Annotated in this window: 27 protein-coding genes; 25 read left to right on the top strand and 2 right to left on the bottom strand. The window is 41.7% G+C overall.

The window, feature by feature from the left end:
- The first annotated feature begins 254 nt into the window (after window positions 1-254).
- The 15 genes from CBI42_RS08560 to CBI42_RS08490 all read left to right on the top strand — a co-directional run bounded on the left by CBI42_RS08560 (window position 255) and on the right by CBI42_RS08490 (window position 14,275).
- Window positions 255-947, top strand: coding sequence for a phosphoglycerate mutase (locus tag CBI42_RS08560; protein WP_000240129.1), 693 nt, complete (start codon window positions 255-257; stop codon window positions 945-947).
- A gap of 114 nt (window positions 948-1,061) precedes the next feature.
- Complete coding sequence (locus tag CBI42_RS08555; RefSeq protein WP_094753773.1) at window positions 1,062-1,763, top strand: ABC transporter ATP-binding protein; 702 nt, start codon at window positions 1,062-1,064, stop codon at window positions 1,761-1,763.
- Window positions 1,759-4,467: an ABC transporter permease gene (locus CBI42_RS08550; protein ID WP_179211389.1), complete on the top strand. Its 2,709-nt coding sequence runs from the start codon at window positions 1,759-1,761 to the stop codon at window positions 4,465-4,467. Before CBI42_RS08555 ends, CBI42_RS08550 begins: the two co-directional genes overlap by 5 nt.
- Window positions 4,468-4,611: 144 nt before the next feature.
- The gene (rpsO, locus tag CBI42_RS08545; protein ID WP_001018251.1) at window positions 4,612-4,881 is read left to right on the top strand and encodes a 30S ribosomal protein S15; all 270 of its coding nucleotides are present in this window, start codon (window positions 4,612-4,614) and stop codon (window positions 4,879-4,881) included.
- Window positions 4,882-5,462: 581 nt separating this feature from the next.
- A complete protein-coding gene (locus tag CBI42_RS08540) occupies window positions 5,463-6,074 on the top strand; it encodes a CadD family cadmium resistance transporter (RefSeq protein ID WP_094753769.1) in 612 nt (203 codons plus the stop codon).
- 494 nt (window positions 6,075-6,568) lie between these two features.
- Entirely contained in the window at window positions 6,569-6,847 is a 279-nt protein-coding gene (locus CBI42_RS08535) for a TIGR04197 family type VII secretion effector (protein ID WP_042750740.1), read from the top strand.
- The gene (locus tag CBI42_RS08530) at window positions 6,844-7,203 is read left to right on the top strand and encodes a DUF3958 family protein (protein WP_049487353.1); all 360 of its coding nucleotides are present in this window, start codon (window positions 6,844-6,846) and stop codon (window positions 7,201-7,203) included. Before CBI42_RS08535 ends, CBI42_RS08530 begins: the two co-directional genes overlap by 4 nt.
- The gene (locus CBI42_RS08525; protein WP_094753768.1) at window positions 7,193-8,845 is read left to right on the top strand and encodes a T7SS effector LXG polymorphic toxin; all 1,653 of its coding nucleotides are present in this window, start codon (window positions 7,193-7,195) and stop codon (window positions 8,843-8,845) included. Before CBI42_RS08530 ends, CBI42_RS08525 begins: the two co-directional genes overlap by 11 nt.
- Before the next feature lie 12 nt (window positions 8,846-8,857).
- Window positions 8,858-9,466, top strand: coding sequence for a TipC family immunity protein (locus tag CBI42_RS08520; protein ID WP_094753767.1), 609 nt, complete (start codon window positions 8,858-8,860; stop codon window positions 9,464-9,466).
- Window positions 9,463-9,930 carry a hypothetical protein gene (locus CBI42_RS08515; protein ID WP_094753766.1) on the top strand — a complete coding sequence of 156 codons (468 nt, stop codon included), beginning with the start codon at window positions 9,463-9,465 and terminating at the stop codon, window positions 9,928-9,930. Before CBI42_RS08520 ends, CBI42_RS08515 begins: the two co-directional genes overlap by 4 nt.
- 10 nt (window positions 9,931-9,940) lie before the next feature.
- Entirely contained in the window at window positions 9,941-10,546 is a 606-nt protein-coding gene (locus tag CBI42_RS08510) for a TipC family immunity protein (RefSeq protein ID WP_094753765.1), read from the top strand.
- Window positions 10,547-10,771: 225 nt separating this feature from the next.
- Complete coding sequence (locus tag CBI42_RS08505) at window positions 10,772-11,818, top strand: FecCD family ABC transporter permease (protein ID WP_094753764.1); 1,047 nt, start codon at window positions 10,772-10,774, stop codon at window positions 11,816-11,818.
- A 1-nt stretch (window position 11,819) separates the two neighbouring features.
- Window positions 11,820-12,575, top strand: coding sequence for an ABC transporter ATP-binding protein (locus tag CBI42_RS08500; RefSeq protein WP_094753763.1), 756 nt, complete (start codon window positions 11,820-11,822; stop codon window positions 12,573-12,575).
- 19 nt (window positions 12,576-12,594) lie between these two features.
- Window positions 12,595-13,602: an ABC transporter substrate-binding protein gene (locus CBI42_RS08495; RefSeq protein ID WP_094753762.1), complete on the top strand. Its 1,008-nt coding sequence runs from the start codon at window positions 12,595-12,597 to the stop codon at window positions 13,600-13,602.
- The gene (locus CBI42_RS08490; protein WP_094753761.1) at window positions 13,583-14,275 is read left to right on the top strand and encodes an alpha/beta hydrolase; all 693 of its coding nucleotides are present in this window, start codon (window positions 13,583-13,585) and stop codon (window positions 14,273-14,275) included. The genes CBI42_RS08495 and CBI42_RS08490 overlap by 20 nt, the downstream gene beginning before the upstream one ends.
- 43 nt (window positions 14,276-14,318) lie before the next feature.
- On the opposite strand, the gene CBI42_RS08485 is transcribed toward CBI42_RS08490, so the two are convergent.
- Window positions 14,319-15,068 (bottom strand): lysophospholipid acyltransferase family protein, encoded by a 750-nt coding sequence (locus tag CBI42_RS08485; protein WP_045611210.1) that lies wholly within the window; start codon window positions 15,066-15,068, stop codon window positions 14,319-14,321.
- A gap of 133 nt (window positions 15,069-15,201) precedes the next feature.
- On the opposite strand from CBI42_RS08485, the gene CBI42_RS08480 reads away from it, so the two are divergent.
- The 6 genes from CBI42_RS08480 (at window position 15,202) to CBI42_RS08455 (ending at window position 22,310) form a co-directional block, all read left to right on the top strand.
- Window positions 15,202-17,538: a cation-translocating P-type ATPase gene (locus CBI42_RS08480; RefSeq protein WP_094753772.1), complete on the top strand. Its 2,337-nt coding sequence runs from the start codon at window positions 15,202-15,204 to the stop codon at window positions 17,536-17,538.
- Between the two features lie 101 nt (window positions 17,539-17,639).
- Window positions 17,640-18,317, top strand: coding sequence for a tRNA (adenine(22)-N(1))-methyltransferase (locus tag CBI42_RS08475; protein WP_094753760.1), 678 nt, complete (start codon window positions 17,640-17,642; stop codon window positions 18,315-18,317).
- Window positions 18,304-19,101: a Nif3-like dinuclear metal center hexameric protein gene (locus CBI42_RS08470; RefSeq protein WP_094753759.1), complete on the top strand. Its 798-nt coding sequence runs from the start codon at window positions 18,304-18,306 to the stop codon at window positions 19,099-19,101. Before CBI42_RS08475 ends, CBI42_RS08470 begins: the two co-directional genes overlap by 14 nt.
- Before the next feature lie 16 nt (window positions 19,102-19,117).
- Window positions 19,118-20,221, top strand: coding sequence for an NAD(P)/FAD-dependent oxidoreductase (locus CBI42_RS08465; RefSeq protein ID WP_179211388.1), 1,104 nt, complete (start codon window positions 19,118-19,120; stop codon window positions 20,219-20,221).
- A gap of 102 nt (window positions 20,222-20,323) precedes the next feature.
- The gene (galE, locus tag CBI42_RS08460) at window positions 20,324-21,343 is read left to right on the top strand and encodes a UDP-glucose 4-epimerase GalE (RefSeq protein ID WP_061590355.1); all 1,020 of its coding nucleotides are present in this window, start codon (window positions 20,324-20,326) and stop codon (window positions 21,341-21,343) included.
- Between the two features lies 1 nt (window position 21,344).
- On the top strand, window positions 21,345-22,310 hold the full coding sequence (locus CBI42_RS08455; RefSeq protein ID WP_094753771.1) for a glycosyltransferase family 2 protein: 966 nt from the start codon (window positions 21,345-21,347) through the stop codon (window positions 22,308-22,310).
- A gap of 57 nt (window positions 22,311-22,367) precedes the next feature.
- Here the strand turns inward: CBI42_RS08455 and CBI42_RS08450 are convergent, their stop codons facing one another.
- Window positions 22,368-22,565, bottom strand: coding sequence for a ferredoxin (locus CBI42_RS08450; RefSeq protein ID WP_161683526.1), 198 nt, complete (start codon window positions 22,563-22,565; stop codon window positions 22,368-22,370).
- 45 nt (window positions 22,566-22,610) lie between these two features.
- On the opposite strand from CBI42_RS08450, the gene CBI42_RS08445 reads away from it, so the two are divergent.
- From CBI42_RS08445 to CBI42_RS08430, 4 genes are all read left to right on the top strand, one after another.
- Window positions 22,611-23,111, top strand: a complete 501-nt coding sequence (locus tag CBI42_RS08445; RefSeq protein WP_094753757.1) for an SAG1386/EF1546 family surface-associated protein — start codon at window positions 22,611-22,613, stop codon at window positions 23,109-23,111.
- An 8-nt stretch (window positions 23,112-23,119) separates the two neighbouring features.
- Window positions 23,120-23,794: a (d)CMP kinase gene (cmk, locus tag CBI42_RS08440; RefSeq protein WP_049487135.1), complete on the top strand. Its 675-nt coding sequence runs from the start codon at window positions 23,120-23,122 to the stop codon at window positions 23,792-23,794.
- 119 nt (window positions 23,795-23,913) lie between these two features.
- Complete coding sequence (locus CBI42_RS08435) at window positions 23,914-24,420, top strand: dihydrofolate reductase (protein ID WP_094753756.1); 507 nt, start codon at window positions 23,914-23,916, stop codon at window positions 24,418-24,420.
- Window positions 24,420-24,590 (top strand): hypothetical protein, encoded by a 171-nt coding sequence (locus tag CBI42_RS08430; RefSeq protein ID WP_094753755.1) that lies wholly within the window; start codon window positions 24,420-24,422, stop codon window positions 24,588-24,590. The genes CBI42_RS08435 and CBI42_RS08430 overlap by 1 nt, the downstream gene beginning before the upstream one ends.
- Window positions 24,591-24,626 lie beyond the last annotated feature (36 nt).

Genomic DNA, 24,626 nt, shown 5'->3' with positions numbered 1-24,626 from the left:
CTTAATCAGTCAAACAATATTGTAGCATAAATAGTGCAATATAGTCAAGGGCTGGAGTAAAGTGGAGGAACTTTCTCCAGTTTTTTTGTCTGAAAATCCTCGCTTTTTTATTGAGTTATAAGGATATTTGATTATTCCCAAAAATTTAGACACAAAGACTTGTCGATTTTAACTAGCTTTTTTGTGAAAAATTGTGTAAAATAGAATAGATAAACGAGGGAAAACCTCGGAAAATTTAAAGGAGAATCCATCTAATGGTAAAATTGGTTTTTGCTCGCCACGGTGAGTCTGAATGGAACAAAGCTAACCTTTTCACTGGTTGGGCTGATGTTGATTTGTCTGAAAAAGGTACACAACAAGCGATTGACGCTGGTAAATTGATCAAAGAAGCTGGTATCGAATTTGACCAAGCTTACACTTCAGTATTGAAACGTGCGATCAAAACAACTAACTTGGCTCTTGAAGCTTCTGACCAATTGTGGGTTCCAGTTGAAAAATCATGGCGTTTGAACGAACGTCACTACGGTGGTTTGACTGGTAAAAACAAAGCTGAAGCTGCTGAACAATTTGGTGATGAGCAAGTTCATATCTGGCGTCGTTCATACGATGTATTGCCTCCAAACATGGACCGTGACGATGAGCACTCGGCTCACACTGACCGTCGTTACGCTTCACTTGATGACTCAGTTATCCCAGATGCTGAAAACTTGAAAGTGACTTTGGAACGTGCCCTTCCATTCTGGGAAGACAAAATCGCTCCAGCACTTAAAGATGGTAAAAACGTATTCGTAGGAGCTCACGGTAACTCAATCCGTGCCCTTGTAAAACACATCAAAGGTTTGTCAGATGATGAAATCATGGATGTGGAAATCCCTAACTTCCCACCATTGGTATTCGAATTCGATGAAAAATTGAACGTAGTTTCTGAATACTACCTTGGAAAATAATTTGTAAAAAGAAAGCCTAGGAATACCTAGGTTTTTCTTTTTATTCTAGTATCCAACTCTTCGAAAAAGCGTTATAATGATATTAAGAAGTTGTTAAAGAAAGTGAGGTTGATGATGGCTTATATTGAGATGAAACACTGTTACAAGCGATATCAGGTTGGGGACACGGAGATTGTGGCCAATCGCGATGTGAATTTTGAGATTGAAAAGGGTGAATTGGTTATCATTCTAGGTGCATCTGGTGCGGGCAAGTCAACGGTTCTTAATCTTCTTGGGGGAATGGATACCAATGACGAAGGGGAAATCTGGATTGATGGTGCCAATATTGCAGACTACAATTCCCACCAGAGAACCAATTACCGCCGCAATGATGTCGGTTTTGTTTTTCAGTTTTACAATCTAGTTTCCAATCTGACAGCTATGGAAAATGTGGAGTTGGCTTCTGAAATCGTGACAGATGCCTTGAATCCTGAGCAGGTCTTGACAGATGTAGGTCTGGCTCATCGTCTCAATAACTTTCCAGCCCAGCTTTCTGGAGGGGAGCAACAGCGAGTCTCCATTGCACGCGCAGTAGCTAAAAATCCTAAAATTCTCCTTTGTGACGAACCGACAGGCGCCTTGGATTATCAGACGGGCAAGCAAGTCTTGAAGATTCTCCAAGACATGTCCCGTCAAAAGGGAGCGACGGTGATCGTCGTGACTCACAATGGAGCTTTGGCGCCCATTGCTGATCGCGTGATTCATATGCGTGATGCCACTGTTATGAGAGTAACAATCAATGATCATCCACAGGCTATCGATACATTGGAGTATTAGCATGAAAAAAACATACCGAAAAGACTTGCTCCAGTCGGTGACTGCTTCCAAGGGACGCTTTTTATCTATCTTGACCTTGATGATGTTGGGGTCTTTAGCTCTAGTAGGTCTCAAAGTGACTAGCCCCAATATGGAACGTACGGCTGAGGATTATCTCCGTAAAGCAAATACCTTGGATCTGGCCGTGATAGCTGATTATGGCTTGGATAAAAAGGATCAAGACGAACTAAAGACCCTTCAAGGAGCAAGTGTTGAGTTTGGCTATATGGCAGACCTAACCGTTGAAAATAGTGAAGAAGCAATTCGACTTTATTCTAAGCCAGAGGGAATTTCAACTTTTCAAGTGACAGAAGGGCGACTGCCAGAAGCTGATGGGGAAATTTCCTTGGCAGATTTCTGGAGAGACCGCTATCAGATTGGGCAGACTATCACCTTTAGCAAGAAAGAAGAAGGGAAGACCGTCATAAAATCCCAATCTTTCACCATTACTGGATTTGTCCATTCGGGTGAAATGCTTTCTCAAGAAGACTTGGGAGGGGCTAGTAGTGGAAATGGAAGCTTGGCTGGCTATGGAGTGATTTTACCCAGTCAGTTTGACTCAGATGTTTATAGCATTGCGCGTGTACGCTATGATGATTTAAAAAATTTGGATGCTTTTTCATCAGACTATAGAAGCAAACGAGATCAACACCAGGAAGACTTACAAAACTTGCTTGCCGATAATGGTCAAAAAAGATTGGCAAGTATCAAAGCAAATGGGCAAAAGAGCTTGGAAGATGGAAAAGAGCAACTCCAAACAGCTGAAAGTAACCTTCAAAAAGTCAAGAGTCAGTTAGAACAGGCTGAAGGTCGATTGAAAACTCAAGAAGAACAAGTGACCGCTTTGCCTGAGCCTCAAAAGAGTCAAGTCAAGGAGCAATTGACAAAAGCTAAGGAAGAATTGGCTACAGAAAAAGAAAAAATGGCTCAGACAGAGAGTAATCTAGCCAAGGAAAAAGAGAAGCTTGAACAACGCCAGAAAGAGCTTGATGAACTGGCAGAGCCTACTTACCATGTATACAACCGCCAAACCATGCCAGGCGGTCAAGGCTATCTCATGTACAGTAACGCTTCAGCAAGTATTCGTTCTGTCGGGAATATCTTTCCCGTGGTGCTTTTTATGGTTGCTGCAATGGTAACCTTTACAACTATGACTCGCTTTGTGGATGAAGAGCGCACCAATGCTGGTATTTTCAAGGCTCTAGGTTATAAGAATAAAGATATTGTTGCCAAGTTTGTTCTCTATGGTTTTCTTGCAGGAACTGTAGGAACCGTTTTAGGAACGCTTCTAGGACATTATCTCCTTGCAGGCGTGATTTCGGATGTTATAACAGCTGGAATGGTCGTTGGGAAAAGTCAGGAGTATTTCTACTGGTCTTATAGCCTTCTTGCCCTGGCCTTAAGTTGGGTATCCAGTGTCTTGCCAGCTTATCTAGTGGCACGGAGGGAATTGCACGATGAAGCAGCCCAACTTTTGCTGCCCAAACCTCCCGTTAAAGGATCAAAGATTTTGCTGGAACGCTTGAGCTTTATTTGGAGTCGTTTGAGCTTCACTCATAAGGTTACGGCGCGAAATATTTTCCGTTATAAGCAACGGATGTTGATGACCATTTTTGGAGTTGCGGGTTCGGTTGCTCTCCTATTTGCAGGTCTTGGCATTCAGTCTTCTGTGGGAGGAGTTGTCGAGCGTCAATTTGAACAAATCCAGCAATACCAGATGATTGTAGCGGAAAAGAGCAGTGTAACGGAGCAAGAAAAAGCAGACCTAGAAAGTGCCTTGCAAGCTGAGCCTATCCATGCTTATCAAAAGATTTACTCTAAATCCATTGAAAAAGATTTCAAAGGAAAAGCAGGACTTCAGACTATCACCATAATGGTTACAAGCAGAGAAAATTTCAACCCCTTTATCGCATTAGAGGAAAATGGCCAAGAGGTGCAGGTCACAGATGGAGCAGTCGTGAGTCAAAAATTAGCTCAACTAGAAGGTATTACGGTTGGAGACAAGCTGGAGCTTGATGGGAAAGAAATCAGGGTCGCGGCTATTTCTGAAAACTATGTTGGACACTTTGTTTATCTCAATCGAGCGACATACGAACAAGTCTACGGTACCAGTCCGAAAGACAATACCTACCTAGTAAAATTAAAAGAGCCAACACCATCCAATACGGAGAAAGAAGCTGCGGCCTTTATGAAAAAAACTGCTGTTTCTGGGGTGGTCCAAAATGCAACGGCTATCCACCTTTTTGAATCTGTAGCCAATTCTCTCAATAAAACCATGGCAATCCTTGTCCTTGTTTCCGTCTTGCTAGCCATTGTCATTCTTTACAATCTCACCAATATCAATGTGGCAGAACGTATCCGTGAACTTTCGACCATCAAGGTTCTCGGTTTCCATAATAAAGAAGTGACCCTCTATATCTACCGCGAGACCATGGTGCTGTCCTTTGTGGGGATTGTTCTCGGTTTGGTAGCCGGCTACTATTTACATCAATTTTTGATTCAAATGATCTCACCTGCCACCATACTTTTTTATCCACAGGTCAGCTGGGAAGTCTCTGCTCTTCCAATCGTCGCAGTGACTGTAATCTTAGCCTTACTGGGTCTCTTTGTAAATCACCACTTGAGAAAGGTGGATATGCTTGAAGCTCTGAAATCAGTAGAGTAGGTCAAGTTTTTAAAAAGTAAATCAGTTGACAAAGTCTCTGCTTCTTGGTAGAATAAGAACTGTCGTAAAGACAAATAACTTCTTCTTGGTTGCAGGCATGCCAACCTGTCACTCGGATGAAGCCAAATAAAAAGGAGAAACATCATGGCAATCTCAAAAGAGAAAAAAAATGAAATCATCGCACAATATGCACGTCACGAAGGTGATACAGGTTCAGTAGAGGTTCAAGTTGCTGTCCTTACTTGGGAAATCAACCACCTTAACGAACACATCAAACAACACAAAAAAGACCACGCTACTTACCGTGGATTGATGAAGAAAATCGGTCGCCGTCGTAACTTGCTTGCATACTTGCGTAAAAACGACGTTAACCGTTACCGTGAGTTAATCAACTCTCTAGGACTTCGTCGCTAATCTTGCGTCTAAAACGTTTCTATACTTCGTTGGCTTCGGCTTGATGTACCATTAGTACAATCTTCGCCTCGTCCGCCTAGTCTATAAACGTTTTATCCAGCAAGACTGGAGCTCTCTGATTTTCAGAGGGCTTTTTTATTGAGGTTTTATCGGTCACAATTTTGGAGACTACAAAAACAGTTTTCAGCATCTGGAATAACTGAATCGTGTTTTATCGGTCACAATTTTGGAGACTACAAAAACAAATCACCGGACATGACAAGGTTAAAGGGTGTTTTATCGGTCACAATTTTGGAGACTACAAAAACCTCAAATGGTATCAGCTAATGACACCATAAGGGTGCGTAGCTGTCTGTAAGCCCCCTCGGAGAGCCCACACTTTACGAAGTAAAGTATAGTATGTTATACTTTACATGGAAGTAGTCACCGAATTCCAGTTAGAAATTACTTTGTAACTACGTTTTGAGGAGGAGTAAAATGCTTTCCTACGTTCGACATTACCCACTAGCGATAGCTAAATTAATGTGTCTGTGCTCTCCTAAAATCTGCTGATTTATTACTGACTAATACAGGAGGTTTTTATGGGACAGACAATCATATCTGCTATTGGTGTTTATATTTCCACCAGTATCGATTATTTAATTATTTTATTTATTTTATTTGCACAGTTATCACAGAATAAACAAAAATGGCATATTTATGCGGGACAATATCTAGGCACAGGCTTACTTGTAGGGGCGAGTTTAGTTGCTGCTTATGTCGTTAATTTCGTGCCTGAAGAATGGATGGTTGGATTGCTTGGTTTAATCCCTATTTATTTAGGGATTCGCTTTGCAATTGTTGGAGAAGGTGAGGAAGAAGAGGAAGAAATTATTGAAAGATTAGAACAAAGCAAGGCAAATCAACTATTTTGGACAGTTACATTGCTGACAATTGCGTCTGGCGGAGATAATTTAGGTATCTATATACCTTATTTTGCTTCGTTAGATTGGTCACAGACCCTCGTGGCGTTGCTTGTGTTTGTAATCGGCATAATTATCTTATGCGAGCTTAGTCGGGCGTTATCCTCTATTCCGTTAATATTCGAGACAATTGAAAAATACGAGCGAATCATTGTGCCCTTAGTATTCATTCTACTTGGACTATACATCATGTATGAAAATGGCACGATAGAGACTTTTCTGACCGTGTAGATTTTTTTGTTTCACTAGGATTTTAGTCCGAGCTCAAATCAGCTCTCTGATTTCAGAGGGCTTTTTATGTTGTCACTTTTACCTCGCGATATACTCGAGTATTATCTTCGGTTACGGTTCCTAGCACTATAAGGTAAAATAAACCAGATTTTCTCCCTTCGTGGAGATTTTATCTTTTTTGCCAAGTGCTTGGCCGAGTTCAATTAACAAGATACAAAGGCCGTCAAAAGCACAAAGCAAAAATAGGAAAAGTGACGAAGAAACTTCAGTTTCTTGGAGATTTTATCTTTTTTGCCAAGTGCTTAGGCCGAGTTCAATTGAGCATAGCTTGATAATGAAGCTAGTCTAATTAGGTAGCTTTTTAGATATAAAACTATTTTATTATCTAAATATAGAATAAATTAGGGCTTGCATTCAAAACATGGTATAATAGGTCTATATAGCTAAATAAAGTAAACCTATCACAAGGGATTAAGAAAAAGGATAGAACAGTCATGTCAACAGTAAAAAGTGATCTAAATATTGCTCAAATGTATGCGAGTCAGCTGAAAAATGCTTGTCAATCGTTAACAGCGATTGCTGTGGCTAGTCAAGATGATCGAACGACCCTTCAAGGGAATAACAAAGCCCATCAATGTCTGACAAAGTCTCAAAATCTAGCTAGTCAGATTTCGGCAGCCGTTACCCTGACTTCAGAACGACTGCACTCTATAGCGAGTGATTTTGAGGCGTTAGATGAAGCGGGTGCCAATGGTTTTAGGAGTCATGCATGAGCAAGTTGGATGAGTTGAAGAAAAGAGAGCGAGAACTCTTGTACCAGCTAGAAGACAATGGAAAAGAGAAATATCGCACCAAAGAACTGATAGAAACCTTTGAAGGGTATGATAGAGCTAGTCACCGTTATCAAAATGATTTGTGGGAGGCGGCCTATCAGAGCCGATATGCAGGACAGTTGGAAGAAACACTCCTACAAAGAAACCAACTTAAAAACCAAATTCTTGAGAAGCTCAGCTACCGCATGGATGATTTGAAAAAAGAAAAGTTCCGGTTAGAGGGAGACTTGGATGCGGTTTACTATGAAAGACGCAAAGAACTAGAAAGAGAGGAGGAAAAACGACATGGGCATTGATATGTACTTAGAACAATCACAACTACAAAGTTCGAGTGTAGCAATCATGTGCCAATCTCAGGTTGAGGCTTATCAAGACTTGCAATCAGCCATTCAAAAGTTTTCAGAGGATACAGAGAGTCTAAAGGGCGATGCTTATAATTCGGCTAGAAGTTTTTTTGCAAGTGTCTTATTACCCTTGAGCAAAGGGGGACAACTCTATACGGAAACCTTCTCTCAAGCTATCAAGAAATTGCCAGAAGACTACCAAACGATGGTCGACAGCAAGAGTTGGCGGGAGGATGATCTACTTGATAAGATCCGTCAGGAAGAGCAAATGATTGCTTATCTAGATGAAGTCAACCAATTCCTTTCTAGCTTGACCATGGATAGTGAAGAAAAGGGAAGATTGAGACGCAGTAATGTGGAACTCATGCGAGGACATCACGCCAATAAACGCGTCTATGAAACGATTTTGAGAGACCTGCGCGCCTATGATAGCTACTCAGGAGGGCTTTTCGATGAACTAGACAGTATCGATGTGCAACTGAGTCGCGGACTGGCCCAGATTGAAAATAGTTGGGATGCAAAGACAGGGAGCTTTAAAATTCCATCTGACCTGACTTGGGCCAACTACCTGACTGCCTATTCTGACACAAAGGATATGAAACTCAGTCGTCAAGAGAAGGCCTTTGTCCAAACCATGATGGCAGAATACGGCTTTGATGCCGAGACAGCCCAACAGCTCTTGACCATCAAGCAGGGGATAGACAAGAAGTTTCCAACCTCTAGTCAAGAGTTTCGTGACTATATCTTTTTGCGAGTCGTCGGTGCGGCCAACTATGATGACTTTAAGTGGAACGAAACAGCAGGTGGATTGGGGCATTATTTTTATAAAGAATTTGTGAGCGATCCGCAGACAGGCCAAAAATTGAGAACTTTAAAACCAATTCTTGAAATTTATCAAGAACTGGGATTGAAAGAAGAAAAGGCCAAAGAACTGTATTATAATCTTAGATTGCAGCATGAGATGGCGGGTGGGAAATCTGATAATATAGATCAAATTAAGAAATATGATCGAAAAAATGGAACTAACCATTATGATTCCTATAAAAGTACTTATGAAGGGATTTATGGTGATACGGGTAACTTTGACCAATTTTGGGATAGCAAACTGAAGGCCTACTCTAACAATGGAGCAGGTCACGCAGACTTTACCCACCAGTCCATCACTATGGCGACTCATCTTAATCCTAATCAAGTTCAGTTATCCGACATCTATGGCGGTAGAGAGCATGTCAAGGATCTTTCAGGGTGGGAGGGAGACACGACCTTTAATGCAAACGATATGAAGCCAAGTATTGGCGAGGATGACTACAAGGCAGACCTAGACTCGGTCAACCTTATCAGCCGTATGCAAAAGGGGCAATCCTATGACCAAGCTATAACTTCTTATTATGCTGACCTTCAAAAAGACTCTTCTCAGAGAGAAAGAGAATTCTTGAAAAATAAGGATTGGAAAAAGGTAAGAGGTACTATCTATTCTAGCCTAGTACCGGCGGATATACTAAAAAAAGGTGAGGTTTCTATTAAAGAGTATATTGAGGAAGAATACCCAGAAGTATCCACATTTTTAAATCGCTTAGAAGCCTTGGTAGACTAGGAGGAAAAGTTAATGAAGAAAACACTGAGTATATTAGCTTTAGTTGCAATAATCATATCATCCTGTTTCTACTTTTTTATCCATCAACCTAAAAATATTTTTGATGAAATCTACCAAGAAACGGAGAAGACCTATCGTACAAATAATATTTTAAGAAACATAGATGGGTTTAAAATTAGTCCAGGTTGGCCTAATGATGGAGAATATTTTGCATACACCCCTTCAGGGAAGTATCAAACTCATCCTGAAGGTTATAAAGACATAAGTATTGGATTTAACTTTGGTTCAGGTATTAAAGGAATGACGATTCTTTTTGAAAAAAGGATTAATTCGGATATTACCCTATGGTATTCGGCTCACTATAATATAAAAAAGAAAGTCCTTCAAAAGGAGATTGCGATTTTTGAAGAACCGAGGCAACCAGGTCAATATCTAGAGGATGAAGAAAAAATAAGAGAATATCTCAGAAAATATAATATTTCTAAAGAAGAATTAGAGAAAGACTATGACGAAATCGTTAACCAGAAAGTCTTGAAAGATTGGTGCTCGATTTATGACAGTAAGTACTCGCCAAGCAATTATGGCGATGTGAAAGTCGAAACCCAGTGGGAGAATTGGTGACAGGTCACGCAGACTTTACCCACCAGTCCATTACCATGGCTACTCATCTGAATCCTAATCAAGTTCAGTTAGCTGATATCTATGGCGGTAGAGAGCGTGTCAAGGATCTTTCAGGCTGGGAGGGAGACACGACTAAAAACGCTACGGATAAAAAACCAAGCATTGGTGAGGATGATTACAAGGCAGACCTCGATTCGGTCAATCTTATTGGTCGTATGCAAAAGGGGCAATCCTATGACCAAGCCATATCTTCCTATTATGCTGACCTTCAAAAGGATTCGACTCTTAGAGAAAGAGAATTCTTAAAAAATAAAGATTGGAAGCAGGTTAGAAGTACTATTTACTCCAGTATCCTCCCATTAGAGATTATGGAAAAAGGGGAAGATGCCATTAAATCGTATATTGAAAGTAATTATAAAGGTGTGTCAAAATTTTTAAATCGTTTAGAAGCTGTGGCGGAGTAGGAGGATGATGATGAAAAAAATTTTAGGTCTAATAGCGTTATTTGCACTAATTGTATTATCCTGTTTCTACTTTTTTACTAGGCAACCTAAAAACATTTTTGATGAAATCTATCAGGAAACAGAGAAAACCTATCGCACAAATAATATTTTAAGAAATATAGAAGGTTTTGAAATCGATGATGTCTGGCCAAGTGATGGAGATTATTTTAAATATAGCCCTTTAGGAAAGTATAAGACTCTTCCAGAAGGCTATCTTGAACTGAGAGTTGGATTTAATTTTGAGAAAGCGTATAGTAAAATGTTTGTTTCAGTTGAGAGAAAAATAGCTGATGGAACGAAGATATGGATGATCAGCAAATATAATCCAAACACTAAAACAATCACAAAGTCAATTCAGATAGTATTATCAGGAAATGAGGATAGCTATATCGAAGACGAGGCCCAAGTGAAAACTTACCTAGAGAAGTACGGTATCACTGCAAAGGATTTGGATTCTTACTACGACGAAATCGTCAACCAGAAAGTCTTGAAAGACTGGTGCACGATTTATGACAGCAAGTACTCGCCAAGCAACTATGGTGATGTCAAGATTGAAACCCAGTGGGAGAATTGGTGACATAAAGATTCTCACTAATTATATAAACAGGTGGCTCTCTATTTTCAGAGGGCTTTTTATGTTGTCACTTTACCTCGATATACTCAAGTATAATCTTCGGTTACGATTATTAGTACTGTAAGACCAACTATATTCATTTTTCTCATCTTGTTCCATAGTTAAAAATATGGTATACTTTTCATGAGAATTTTCTAAATTTTTAAGATTCTATCAAAGGAGGTTTGCATGCTTTCCAAATTTTCTGGAAGCCGACAGGACCTGCAATTTGTATTGCTTTTAGGTATTTTACTAGGTGTTTTAGGAATTTCCCTCTTTCTAGCAGTTTCAATGGGATCCGTTGCGATTGATCTAGGAGATACCTATCGGATTGTTTTGAGCAGGTTGGGATTTCCTCTTGAGATAGGAGAGGTTTCCAAGTCTACTCTTGCCATTGTATGGAACATGAGATTCCCCCGAGTATTGTTAGGTTTGATAGTGGGGGCTGGTCTTTCTATGTGTGGTAGCGTGATGCAGTCTACAGTGAACAATCCCATCGCAGAGCCTTATGTCTTAGGAATATCTGCGGGTGCAACTCTAGGGGCAACTTTGAGCATCATTCTTGGTTTAAAAGTGATGATTAGCCTTGGAGCTTTTCTTGGCGCTATTTTGGCAACAATTGCTGTCCTCATCATTGCCTCTATGCAGGGAAGGATGACGACTTCTAGTCTAATCTTATCAGGAACGGTGGTCAACGCTCTCTTTCTGGCTTTTTCAAACTTTATTATCTCAGTTGGCGCTAATGCGGATAGTGTGATGACCATTAAGTTTTGGACCATGGGCTCGCTCGCTGGGACTTCCTGGTCTGACTTGGTCCTGCCAACTATAGTGGTAGGAATAGCCTTTCTATTTTTCTCTACCCAGTATCGTGTTTTCAATGCGATGATGATGGGAGATGAGGCTGCTTTAACTTTGGGGATTCCCTTACGCTTTTATTGGTATCTTTATGTGACAATGGTGGCTGTGCTGACAGCAGTATTAGTAGCAACCTGTGGGATTATTGGATTTGTCGGTCTGATTACTCCACATTTAGCTCGAGGATTAGTAGGAACGAATTACAAGAGGCTTTTTCCTGTTGCAACCTTGCTAGGTGCCCTCTTTGTCATTTGGGCAGACGTACTCTCTCGTATCATCATTCCAAACGCAGAGCTTCCTATTGGTATTTTCACAGCCTTGGTAGGTGCTCCCTTCTTTATCTACATTGTTGGAGGTAGGCGAAGGGAGGTGAGGGTCTGACATGGACTTGATTTGTAAGGATATCCATTTTGGACTGGGAGAGAAAAAAATCCTCAAGGGAGTTTCTCTTAAGGTTGAAGGGAATCAATTTCACACGATACTAGGACCAAATGGAAGTGGAAAAACCAGCCTGCTTAAACTCCTCTATCGTCAGGAAAAGGCGGATAAAGGCTTGATAAACCTAGATGGAAAACCGCTGGAGCATTGGTCACTCAAAGAAACAGCTAAGCAAATGGCAGTTGTCACCCAGTTTAATCAATTGCAGTTTGATTGTACAGTTGAGGAAATCGTCTTGCTGGGTAGAACTCCCCACCTCTCTTTTTTACAGAAGGAAAGGGAAAGAGATTATGCCCTCGTTCAAGATGCTCTTGTCAAGGTGGATATGCTCGAGAAGAAAACTCGTCTCTATTCGTCTCTGTCAGGGGGGGAGAAACAACGAGTCTTATTAGCCCGCGCCTTGGCGCAAGAACCGACTCTCTTGCTCCTAGACGAACCAACCAATCACCTGGATATCAGGTATCAGCTAGACTTGTTGGCCATTGTGAAAAATCTCAAGGTCAATGTTCTAGCTGTTCTACATGATATTCAACTTGCTTGTCGCTATTCGGATTATCTCTATCTGATGAAAGAGGGAGAAATCCTTTACCAAGGGACTCCAAAGGAGACCATCACCCCTGAGTCATTGCAAACTGTATACGGAGTTCAAAGTCAGGTTACTTGGACCGAGGATCAGCAAGCCATGATTCACTATTTATAAGAATGAAAAGGAAAACAAGATGAAAAAAACACTAAGCATTTTACTCGTAACAGTAGCTACCCTAACCATGGTAGCTTGTGGCAATACTACAGAAAAAGCTACCACACAGTCTAACACAGAAACAAGTCAAAAGGCGAGCGCAGAGACGACTTATCCACTAACGGTCAAAACCTATGACGCGAAAGGAAATGAAGTCGAACAAGTCTTTGACAAGGCACCTGAAAAAGTTATCACCAACAATCTTTCAACCACTGAAATCTTATTGGAGTTAGGCTTGAAGGATAAAATTGCTGGCATGCTCAATCCAGACAATGCTGTGACGGACAAATACAAGGATGCTATTGCAGCTATTCCTCAAATTGGGGATAAAAAAACAGTGTCACAAGAGACAGTCCTTTCTTATGAGCCAGATGCTGTGATGGGTCGAAACATGATGTTTTCTGAAAAATCCTTGGGGATAATTAGCACTTGGAATGAAAACAAAATCCCAGTTTATACGCAAAAAGCTTCTCTCTCAACAATTCAGCAAGATTTGGGAAATATTGTAGAAGATGTCAAAAATCTGGGAATGATTTTTAATGTTCAGGACAAGGCTAATGAATACGCAGCCCAATTACAAGCTAAAATTGATGCTGTTAAGAAAGCAAACCCAGCAAGTCAAGGTGAAAAGAAAAAGGCTTTGATTATGGTTGCCTATAATGATGAAACCTTCGGTGCCTACAAGTCTGCTTTGCAAGAAAGTTTGTTGAACCAACTTGGTTATACAAATGTTGCAACGGGAACATCAGGCTTGACCTTGGAAAATCTCGTGTCAATGGATCCTGAATTGATTATCTATGTAACCAGCGACCGCAATAAAAAATTGGATGCCAACGCAGTAGAGTTGATGAAGGCAAATGCTGTTTTGGAAGGTGTTCCTGCTATTAAGAATCAAAAAATCATGACCATTTCTTACGATGAGTTGATGGACTATGGTCCAGCAGTGATTGATTCCCTTGAGAAAATCAATGACTTTATCAATAAATAATGAGTTTGATTGGGAAGGAATTCAAGTCAAAATCAGCCTTCCTTCTAACTACGACCCCAATCAAACCTATCCAGCTATTTTATTGAATGATGGAAACTTGGATTTCCTATCATCCCTTTCAGAATCTGTGATTTTAGTGGGCTTGACCTCTAAAAATCGCCTAGATGACTACACTCCTTGGAAAGCAGCTGCTCTGAGAGATGGAGCTCCAGATTTTGGAGGTCAGGCCAAGGCCTATCATGATCATTTATTTGGAGGTCTTTTAGACAAGCTGCAGTCGCTTTATCGCCTGGACGAAACTCGCCTTGCTTATGGAGGGTATTCACTAGGTGGTTTGGCGGCAGTCTACAGTCTTTTCAGCTTTGACAAGGTTTCCTGTGTCTTTTCAATCTGCGGTTCCTTTTGGTATCCTGATTTTGTGACTTACTGCAAGGCAGAGACAGTGAAAAATCTAGACTGTTTGCTGTATTTACAGAACGGTCAAACAGAAGGAGCACACCATACTAATCGCTTGGCTCAAGCACCAGCCTATGCTGAGCAGATTCATACCAGTCTTCAGAAACGCTATCCGAACGGTCAGTTTGTCTTTGATCCTTATGGACATCATGAACAAGTGGCTGAACGATTTTTAGCCTTTTCTAGCTGGTTGACCCAAAAATGGAAAATCAAGTAAAAGAATTATCCCTTGGCTTTTGCCAAGGGATTGTTGTATTTGTTTAACCAAGGTTTTCTCTCTTTTTATCTGGATTCCATACGAAGCTTGCGATAAAGCTAAAGATGATAGTTAGGATAGCGAGGATAATGGCAAGGATGAGGGCAGGAATGCGGATAAACCACCAGAGTGGGTTTGGTTTTTTATCATTGTGCCATTGTTTCGTTTCTTGGTCCAAACGTTGAAATTCTGTTTGGATACGATTGGCGACTGTTTCAATGCCTTCGTCATTCATTTTCTTGATATCGGAGATATCGATTGGATTTCCAAAGTTCATATCGACACGCTCGCGGCTAACCAAGCCTTTCAAGGTCATAGGACCTGTGTAGGTAACCGGCATGATACGGACCTTGGCCATTTTGGCAATCAGAGCTACGCCACCCTTGACATCGTTTGAGTGACGGCTCCCACTTGGAAACATGATGAGAGAGCGATCACTTTTTTTAAGAACATTGATAGGATATTTGATGGCAGAAGCACTAGGATTTTCACGGTCGATAGGAAAGGCACCACACATACGAATCCACCAGCCAAAGATACGGTTGGTAAAGAGCTCTTTTTTGGCCATAAAGATAAATTGTTTTGGCTTGGTCGCAAAGGCCATGTAAACTGGATCCCACCAGGTACGGTGAGGCGCAACTAAAATATAATTTTCATCTTGATTAGGAATTTTATCAGTATTATGATAATGGGCATTGCCATTGATGGACCATAGGAGCAAGACAACCAATCCACGTAAATAAGTATAAAACATGCGATCTCCTTCGATTGTTTTCTTGTTATTATTATACCTTATCAAAGGAGGGCTGGCAAACTTTTTCCCTTGACTAGGTGCATATTTGGGATGAGATTAGAATTCTTTTAGAAAAAATGATATGATAGAATTTATGGATAAAAATAAGATTATGGGATTAACCCAAAGAGAAGTCAAGGAAAGACAGGCTAAGGGCTTGGTCAATGATTTTACCGCATCGGCCAGCACCAGCACTTGGCAAATCGTTAAACGAAATGTCTTTACCCTTTTTAACGCTTTGAACTTTGCCATTGCTTTGGCGCTAGCTTTTGTGCAGGCTTGGAGCAATCTGGTCTTCTTTGCTGTTATCTGCTTTAACGCCTTTTCTGGTATTGTGACCGAGCTGCGTGCTAAACACATGGTGGACAAGCTCAATCTTATGACCAAGGAAAAGGTTAAGACTATTCGTGATGGCCAAGAAGTGGCTCTGAATCCTGAAGAATTGGTGTTAGGAGATGTCATTCGTTTATCTGCAGGAGAGCAGATTCCCAGTGATGCCTTGGTTTTGGAAGGCTTTGCGGAAGTCAATGAAGCCATGTTAACGGGGGAAAGTGATTTGGTGCAAAAGGAAGTTGACGCCTTGCTTTTGTCTGGAAGTTTCTTAGCCAGTGGGTCAGTTTTGGCTCAAGTTCATCATGTAGGTGCAGACAACTATGCTGCCAAACTTATGCTGGAAGCCAAGACCGTTAAACCTATTAACTCCCGTATCATGAAATCGCTGGACAAGCTAGCTGGTTTTACTGGGAAGATTATCATTCCTTTTGGTCTGGCTCTCTTGCTAGAAGCTTTGCTTTTAAAAGGATTACCTCTAAAGTCATCCGTTGTAAATTCGTCGACAGCCCTTCTAGGAATGTTGCCCAAGGGAATCGCCCTTTTGACTATTACTTCGCTCTTGACTGCAGTTATCAAGCTAGGTTTGAAAAAGGTCTTGGTGCAGGAGATGTACTCTGTTGAGACCTTGGCGCGCGTGGACATGCTCTGTTTGGACAAGACAGGCACCATCACCCAAGGAAAGATGCAGGTGGAGGCTGTTCTTCCTTTGACCGAAGAGTATGGAGAGTCAGCGCTTGCTAGCATCTTGGCTAGCTATATGGCCCATAGTGAGGATAAAAATCCAACTGCCCAAGCTATTCGCCAGCGATTCCAAGGCCAAGTAGCCTATCCTATGCTCTCTAATCTTCCCTTCTCCAGCGACCGCAAGTGGGGAGCCATGGAGTTAGAAGGTTTGGGAACAGTTTTCTTAGGGGCGCCTGAGATGTTGTTGGATTCTGAGGTCCCAGAAGCCAGGGATGCCTTGGAGAGAGGGTCACGTGTCTTGGTCTTAGCTCTCAGTCAGGAGAAATTAGACCATCGCCAGCCGCAGAAACCATCTGATATTCAGGCTCTAGCCTTGCTAGAAATCTTGGACCCTATCCGAGAAGGAGCTGCGGAGACGCTGGACTATCTCCGTTCTCAGGAAGTAGGACTAAAAATTATCTCTGGTGACAATCCAGTTACGGTTTCCAGTATTGCTCAGAAGGCTGGTTTTGCGGACTATCACAGCTATGTAGATTGTTCGAAAATCACGGATGAGGAATTGGTTGCTATGGCGGAGGAGACTGCGATTTTCGGTCGTGTTTCCCCTCATCAAAAGAAACTCATCATCCAAACGCTGAAAAAAGCGGGTCATACAACAGCTATGACGGGAGACGGAGTCAATGATATTCTGGCCCTTCGTGAGGCGGATTGTTCTATCGTGATGGCTGAGGGAGATCCTGCGACTCGTCAGATTGCCAATCTGGTTCTCTTGAACTCTGACTTCAATGATGTTCCTGAGATTCTCTTTGAAGGTCGTCGCGTGGTCAATAACATTGCCCATATCGCCCCGATTTTCTTGATAAAGACCATCTATTCATTCTTGCTCGCAGTCATCTGTATTGCCAGTGCTCTTCTGGGACGGTCTGAATGGATCTTGATTTTCCCTTTTATTCCAATCCAGATTACCATGATTGACCAGTTTGTGGAAGGTTTCCCACCATTCGTTCTGACTTTTGAGCGAAATATCAAACCTGTCGAGCCAAACTTCCTCAGAAGATCCATGCTTCGTGCCCTACCAAGCGCTCTCATGGTCGTCTTCAGCGTACTCTTTGTGAAAATATTTGGAAGTAGCCAAGGTTGGTCTGAGTTAGAAATCTCAACTCTACTCTATTATCTCTTGGGGTCAATTGGTTTCTTATCAGTTTTTAGAGCCTGCATGCCATTCACTCTCTGGCGTGTCTTCTTGATTGTTTGGTCAGTAGGAGGCTTCCTAGCCACAGCTCTCTTCCCAAGAATTCAAAAATTGCTTGAAATTTCAACACTTACAGGACAAACATTACCTATTTATGGTGTCATGATGTTGGTCTTTACCTTGATTTTCATCCTGACTAGTCGCTATCAAGCCAGAAAATAAAGAAAGACTGCAATCTGAGGATTGCGGTTTTTTTAGGTGCAAGATTGCCAGCGGAAATGTGGTATAATAAGAAATAATATAGTTTTGGAAAGTGAGAGAAAATGATTTCAAAGAGATTAGAATTAGTGGCTTCCTTTGTGCCACAGGGAGCCATTTTACTAGATGTGGGGAGTGACCATGCTTATCTGCCTATCGAGTTGGTCGAAAGAGGACAAATCAAAAGTGCCATTGCAGGTGAGGTCGTAGAAGGTCCCTATCAGTCCGCGGTTAAAAATGTTGAAAGTCACGGGTTAAAGGAGAAAATCCAAGCCCGTTTAGCAAATGGCTTGGCAGCCTTTGAAGAGGCCGACCAAGTATCGGTTATCACCATTGCAGGTATGGGTGGTCGTTTGATTGCTAGGATTTTAGAAGATGGCTTGGACAAGTTAGCTCATGTAGAGCGTTTGATTCTCCAGCCCAATAATCGTGAAGACGATTTGCGTATCTGGTTACAAGACAACGGATTTCAGATTGTAGCTGAAAGCATCTTAGAAGAAGCTGGCAAGTTTTACGAGATTTTGGTGGTGGAAGCAGGACAAATGAAGCTATCAGCCAGTGATGTTCGCTTTGGCCCTTTCTTGTACAAAGAGGTCAGTCCAGTCTTTGTCCAAAAATGGCAAAAAGAAGCTGATAAGTTAGAGTTTGCCCTTAATCAAATCCCAGAAAAAAATATAGAGGAACGTCAAATTCTAGTAGATAAAATTCAAGCCATCAAGGAGGTTCTCCATGCTAGCAAGTGAAGTAATTAACGCATATGAAGCCTTTTGTCCTCAGGAATTTTCAATGGAGGGAGACAGTCGTGGTCTACAAATTGGAACTTTGGACAAGGATATCCAAAGGGTCATGGTGGCTCTGGATATTCGTGAAGAAACGGTGGCTGAAGCCATTGAAAAGGGTGTTGACTTGATTATTGTCAAGCATGCGCCGATTTTCCGTCCGATCAAGGATTTGGTAGCTAGCCGTCCACAAAATCAGATTTACATTGATCTGATCAAGCATGACATCGCAGTTTATGTCAGCCATACCAATATTGATATCGTTGAAAATGGTCTCAATGATTGGTTCTGTCAGATGCTAGGCATTGAGGAGACGACCTATCTGCAGGAGACAGGTCCTGGACGTGGGATTGGACGAATTGGAAATGTTCAGCCTCAGACATTTGGGGAATTGGCCCAGCATGTCAAGCAAGTCTTTGGTTTAGATAGTATTCGAATAGTACATTATCAAGAGAGTGATTTGCGGAAGCCTATTTCAAGAGTGGCCATCTGTGGTGGTAGCGGGCAGTCATTCTATAAGGATGCTTTGGCAAAGGGGGCAGATGTCTATATCACTGGTGATATTTACTACCATACAGCGCAGGATATGCTGTCTGATGGCTTGCTAGCATTGGACCCAGGTCATTATATCGAAGTGCTTTTTGTGGAAAAAATTGCAGAGCTTCTTAATCAATGGAAGGAAGAAAAGGGCTGGGATATTGATATCTTGCCTAGTCAGGCATCGACCAATCCTTTTCACCATATCTAGTTAGAAAGTGAAAACAATGAAAAAAGTTGCCATTATCGGAGCAGGAATTGTGGGAGCAACAGCTGCCTACTACCTCTCGAAAGAAAGTGACCTAGAGGTGACCGTTTTTGACCATGGACAAGGTCAAGCTACCAAGGCCGCAGCAGGAATTATCAGTCCTTGGTTTTCCAAACGCCGCAATAGGGCCTGGTACAAGATGGCGCGCTTGGGCGCTGACTTTTATGTGGACTTATTAGCTGATTTAGAGAAGTCAGGACAAGAAATCGACTTTTACCAGCGTTCGGGAGTTTTTCTCCTGAAAAAGGATGAAACTAAGTTGGAAGAACTCTATCAACTAGCCCTCCAGCGTAGAGAAGAATCTCCTTTGATAGGGCAATTAGCCATTTTAGATCAAGCCTCAGCTAATGAATTATTCCCCGGCTTGCAGGGATTTGACCGCCTGCTCTATGCTTCTGGTGGAGCGAGAGTAGATGGCCAACTCTTAGTGACTCGTTTGCTAGAAGCTAGTCAAGTCAAGCTGGTCAAAGAAAAAGTGAGTCTGACACCTTTAACATCGGGTTACCAGATTGGCGAAGATTTGTTTGATCAGGTTATTTTGGCGACGGGAGCTTGGTTGGGACACCTGTTAGAGCCTTTAGGTTATGAAGTAGATGTTCGTCCCCAAAAGGGGCAACTCCGAGATTATCAACTTACCCAAGACATGGAAGCTAACCCTGTTGTTATGCCAGAGGGGGAGTGGGATTTGATTCCTTTTGCAGGTGGGAAATTGTCCCTAGGAGCTACTCATGAAAATGACATGGGATTTGATTTGACGGTAGATGAAACCTTGCTCCAACAAATGGAGGAGGCAGCCTTGCCTCACTATCCAGTCTTGGCAGTAGCGACTTCAAGAGCTGAGCGTGTGGGAATCCGTGCCTATACCCGTGATTTCTCGCCTTTCTTTGGGCAGGTTCCAGAATTGGCAGGTGTCTATGCTGCTAGTGGACTAGGTTCATCAGGCCTCACAACTGGTCCTATCATTGGTTACCATCTAGCTCAACTGATCCAAGGCAAGGAGTTGACCTTGGACCCTCTAAACTACCCAATTGAAAACTATGTCAAACGAGCAAAAAGCGAATAAGAATTTTACTGAAATTTTATCCTACCCTCTAGGATGGCAAATGACATTCCCTATCAAAAATGGTAAAATAAGAAAAAATAATCCGAGAATCGAGGAAAGAAGATGCAAGAAAAGATTTTGGTAACTGGTGGAGCAGGTTTTATCGGAACCCACACAGTTATTGAGTTAATCCAAGCAGGTCATCAGGTTGTTGTGGTGGATAACCTTGTCAACAGCAATCGCAAAAGTTTAGAAGTTGTTGAGAGAATTACAGGAGTTGAAGTGCCTTTCTATGAGGCAGATATCCGTGATACAGATACTCTTCGTGACATTTTCAAACAAGAAGAACCAACTGGTGTCATTCACTTTGCTGGCTTGAAGGCTGTCGGCGAATCAACCCGTATTCCTCTTGCCTACTATGACAACAATATCGCTGGAACTGTTAGTCTTTTGAAGGTCATGGAAGAAAACAACTGTAAAAACATCATTTTCAGTTCTTCTGCGACAGTTTACGGAGATCCTCATACAGTGCCCATCTTGGAAGATTTCCCTCTTTCAGTGACCAATCCATATGGCCGCACTAAGCTTATGCTAGAGGAAATTTTGACGGATATCTACAAGGCAGACTCAGAATGGAATGTGGTCTTGCTTCGTTACTTTAACCCAATCGGAGCTCATGAGAGCGGAGATTTGGGAGAAAATCCAAACGGTATTCCAAACAATCTCTTGCCATATGTGACTCAAGTAGCCGTTGGAAAATTAGAGCAAGTGCAAGTGTTTGGAGACGATTACGATACGGAAGACGGAACTGGTGTTCGTGACTATATTCACGTTGTCGATTTGGCTAAAGGTCACGTCGCAGCTCTACAAAAAATCCAAAAAGGTTCAGGCCTAAACGTTTATAACCTTGGAACAGGTAAAGGCTACTCAGTTCTTGAAATTATCCAAAACATGGAAAAAGCAGTCGGACGTCCAATTCCTTACCGCATCGTAGACCGTCGCCCAGGTGATATTGCAGCCTGCTATTCAGATCCTGCAAAAGCCAAAGCAGAACTCGGCTGGGAAGCAGAACTCGGCATCACCCAAATGTGTGAAGACGCATGGCGTTGGCAAAGTAAGCATCCAAATGGATTTGAAGACTAAGATGGTGATGTCAATCATTGTCCCCTGTTTAAACGAAGAGGAAGTACTTCCTCTTTTTTATCAGGCTTTGGAAGCTTTACTTCCAGATTTGGAAACAGAAATCGAGTATGTCTTTATCGACGATGGATCAAGTGATGGAACCTTGGAACTCTTAAAGACCTATCGGGAGCAAAATCCGGCAGTTCATTATCTTTCTTTCTCACGAAATTTTGGCAAAGAAGCAGCCCTCTATGCAGGCTTGCAATATGCGACAGGAGATTTGGTGGTGGTGATGGATGCAGACCTCCAAGATCCTCCTAGTATGTTGCTTGAGATGAAAAACTTACTAGACCAAAATGCAGATTTAGACTGTGTAGGAACACGGAGAACTAGTCGGGCGGGAGAACCCTTCTTTCGCAGTTTCTGTGCTGATCTCTTTTATGGCTTCATGAAAAAAATTAGTCCAGTAGCCTTGCCGTCAGGTGTCCGTGATTTTCGCATGATGAGAAGATCTGTAGTGGATGCCATTTTAAGCTTGACTGAGTCCAATCGCTTTTCGAAGGGACTCTTTGCCTGGGTCGGCTTTAAAACCCACTATCTGGACTATCCAAATGTCGAAAGGCAGGCTGGCAATACCAGTTGGAGTTTTAGGCAACTCTTTTTCTACTCCATTGAAGGGATTGTTAATTTTTCAGATTTTCCCTTGATTATCGCCTTTGTGGCAGGTCTCCTATCTTGTTTTATTTCTCTTCTTATGACCTTTTTTGTTGTGGTTCGGACCCTCATTTTGGGCAATCCGACATCAGGTTGGACCTCTCTGATGGCTGTTATTCTCTTCCTTGGTGGGATTCAACTCTTGACCATTGGGATTCTCGGCAAGTATATCAGTAAGATTTATCTAGAGACTAAAAAAAGACCACTTTATCTTATCAAAGAAAAAAGTGACCTTCCTGATTTTACAGAAAAAAATAAAGAGAAAAGACTATAATTTTGCATGGAAATATGCTAAACTAGAAGGAGTGAAACGTTCTTATCGGTATTAGAGTTAATCTTTAATCAAGGCACGTGTCGGACAGTTTCTAACAGCTTCTACGACGTCCTGACTAGGAGAGATTTCTTTTTCTAGTTGGTCAGGGTCATCGTAAAAACGCACGATTCCATTATCGTGGTAATCAAATAAATCAGAATAAGTTTGGCAAAGCCCACAGGCGATGCAGCGTTCAGGTATAAGTGTGATTTTCATATTTATATTGTAATAAGAAAAGTAAAAAAAAACAAGGAGTAAGGTATGGCAAAAGAACCGTGGCAAGAAGATATTTATGAGAATCAAGAAGAACAGACAAGAACGGAACGACGTCAACGTAATCAAAAAGGTACAGGTATTGTTGCAAATCGTGTCTTGACGATTCTAGCTAGTCTCTTTTTCGTGATTGTTGTAGTAATGATAATAGTATTGATTTACCTTTCAAGTGGAGGGAGTAATCGTACAGCAGCCTTGAAAGATTTTTATGATTCATCTGCCCCTGTTTCAACCTCTGTAACAGAAGAATCCGCATCTTCATCTAGCAAGACTGAAGAAGCAACTTCTACAGAGAGCTCTTCTAGTGAAAGACATTCTGAAGAGCATACTGATAGTGAAGGGACAATTACAGTTCAGGCTGGAGAAGGAGAAGCAACCATTGCCGCTCGTGCAGGAATCTCGATTGCTCAGCTAGAGGCCTTGAATCCTGGACATATGGCTACAGGGTCTTGGTTTGCTAATCCAGGTGATGTTATCAAAATCAAATAGGAGTTGATATGAAAACAATTCAAATTGCTATCGATGGTCCAGCTTCAAGCGGTAAGAGTACGGTTGCTAAGATTATTGCTAAAAATTTTGGTTATACCTATCTAGATACAGGTGCTATGTATCGTGCGGCGACCTATATGGCTCTGAAACACCAGTTAGGAGTGGAAGAAATTGAGGAACTTTTAGCCTTATTGGACCAGCATCCAATCAGCTTTGGGCGCTCAGAAACTGGAGAACAACTTGTCTTTGTAGGAGATGTGGACATTACTCATCCTATTCGTGAAAATGAAGTGACCAATCATGTTTCTGCTATTGCAGCAATTCCTGAAGTACGTGAGAAACTAGTTTCTCTCCAACAAGAGATTGCCCAGCAAGGTGGGATTGTCATGGATGGTCGCGATATTGGGACTGTTGTATTGCCACAAGCAGAATTGAAAATTTTCTTAGTAGCTTCTGTTGATGAAAGAGCAGAACGCCGTTACAAGGAAAATATTGCCAAGGGAATTGAAACAGACCTTGAAACCCTAAAAGAGGAAATTGCTGCGCGTGACTACAAGGATAGTCATCGTGAGACTTCGCCTCTCAAACAAGCAGAGGACGCTGTCTACCTTGATACAACTGGATTGAACATTCAAGAAGTAGTCAAAAAAATTGAATTAGAAGCAAAGAAACGTATGTCCTAGGGACAGGAGAAGCAGGCTAAAGCTAGCCTGCTTCTTTTCTATCAAACTGAACGCATTCCAAACCAGTCTTTTTTTGAGTTTTTTGATAAAATAGTACTATCAGTGAAAAGGATGGAAGCATGACTAAGAAAATCGTAGCTATTTGGGCCCAGGATGAAGAGGGTGTGATTGGTAAGGACAATCGTCTGCCTTGGCATTTGCCAGCAGAACTGCAACACTTCAAAGAAACAACTCTGAATCATGCTATCTTGATGGGGCGCGTGACCTTTGATGGGATGGGGCGTCGCTTGCTTCCAAAACGGGAGACCTTGATTTTGACACGTAATTTGGAAGAAAAGATAGATGGGGTTACTACTTTTCAGGACATCCAGTCTGTTCTAGACTGGTATCAGGGTCAAGACAAGAATCTCTATATTATCGGTGGAAAGCAAATTTTTCAGGCTTTTGAACCCTATTTGGATGAAGTCATTGTCACTCAAATCCATGCACGGGTGGAAGGAGATACCTATTTCCCTGAAGACTTTGACTTGTCTCTTTTTGAGACAGTTTCAAGCAAATTTTACGCTAAAGATGAGAAAAATCCTTATGATTTTACCATCCAATACCGCAAGAGAAAGGAAGTCTAATGGAACGTAGTATATTTGGTTTTTTCACAGCCATGCTGTGTTTGGTCTGCTTGCTTGCAGGAGCACAGGCTTTTCGTAAAAAGCGCTATGGACTTTCTGTCCTGCTCTGGTTAAGTGCCTTTACCAATTTGGTCAATAGTATCCATGCTTTTTACATGACCTTATTTTAGATAGAATGACAGTATAGAATAGAACGGAAGGAAATC

Origin of the sequence: Streptococcus sp. KR, assembly GCF_002238115.1 — a bacterium.
In the GTDB taxonomy this organism is placed as follows: domain Bacteria; phylum Bacillota; class Bacilli; order Lactobacillales; family Streptococcaceae; genus Streptococcus.
The sequence above is the reverse complement of the archived record's forward strand: the minus strand, read 5'-3'. Positions and strand labels throughout refer to the sequence as shown.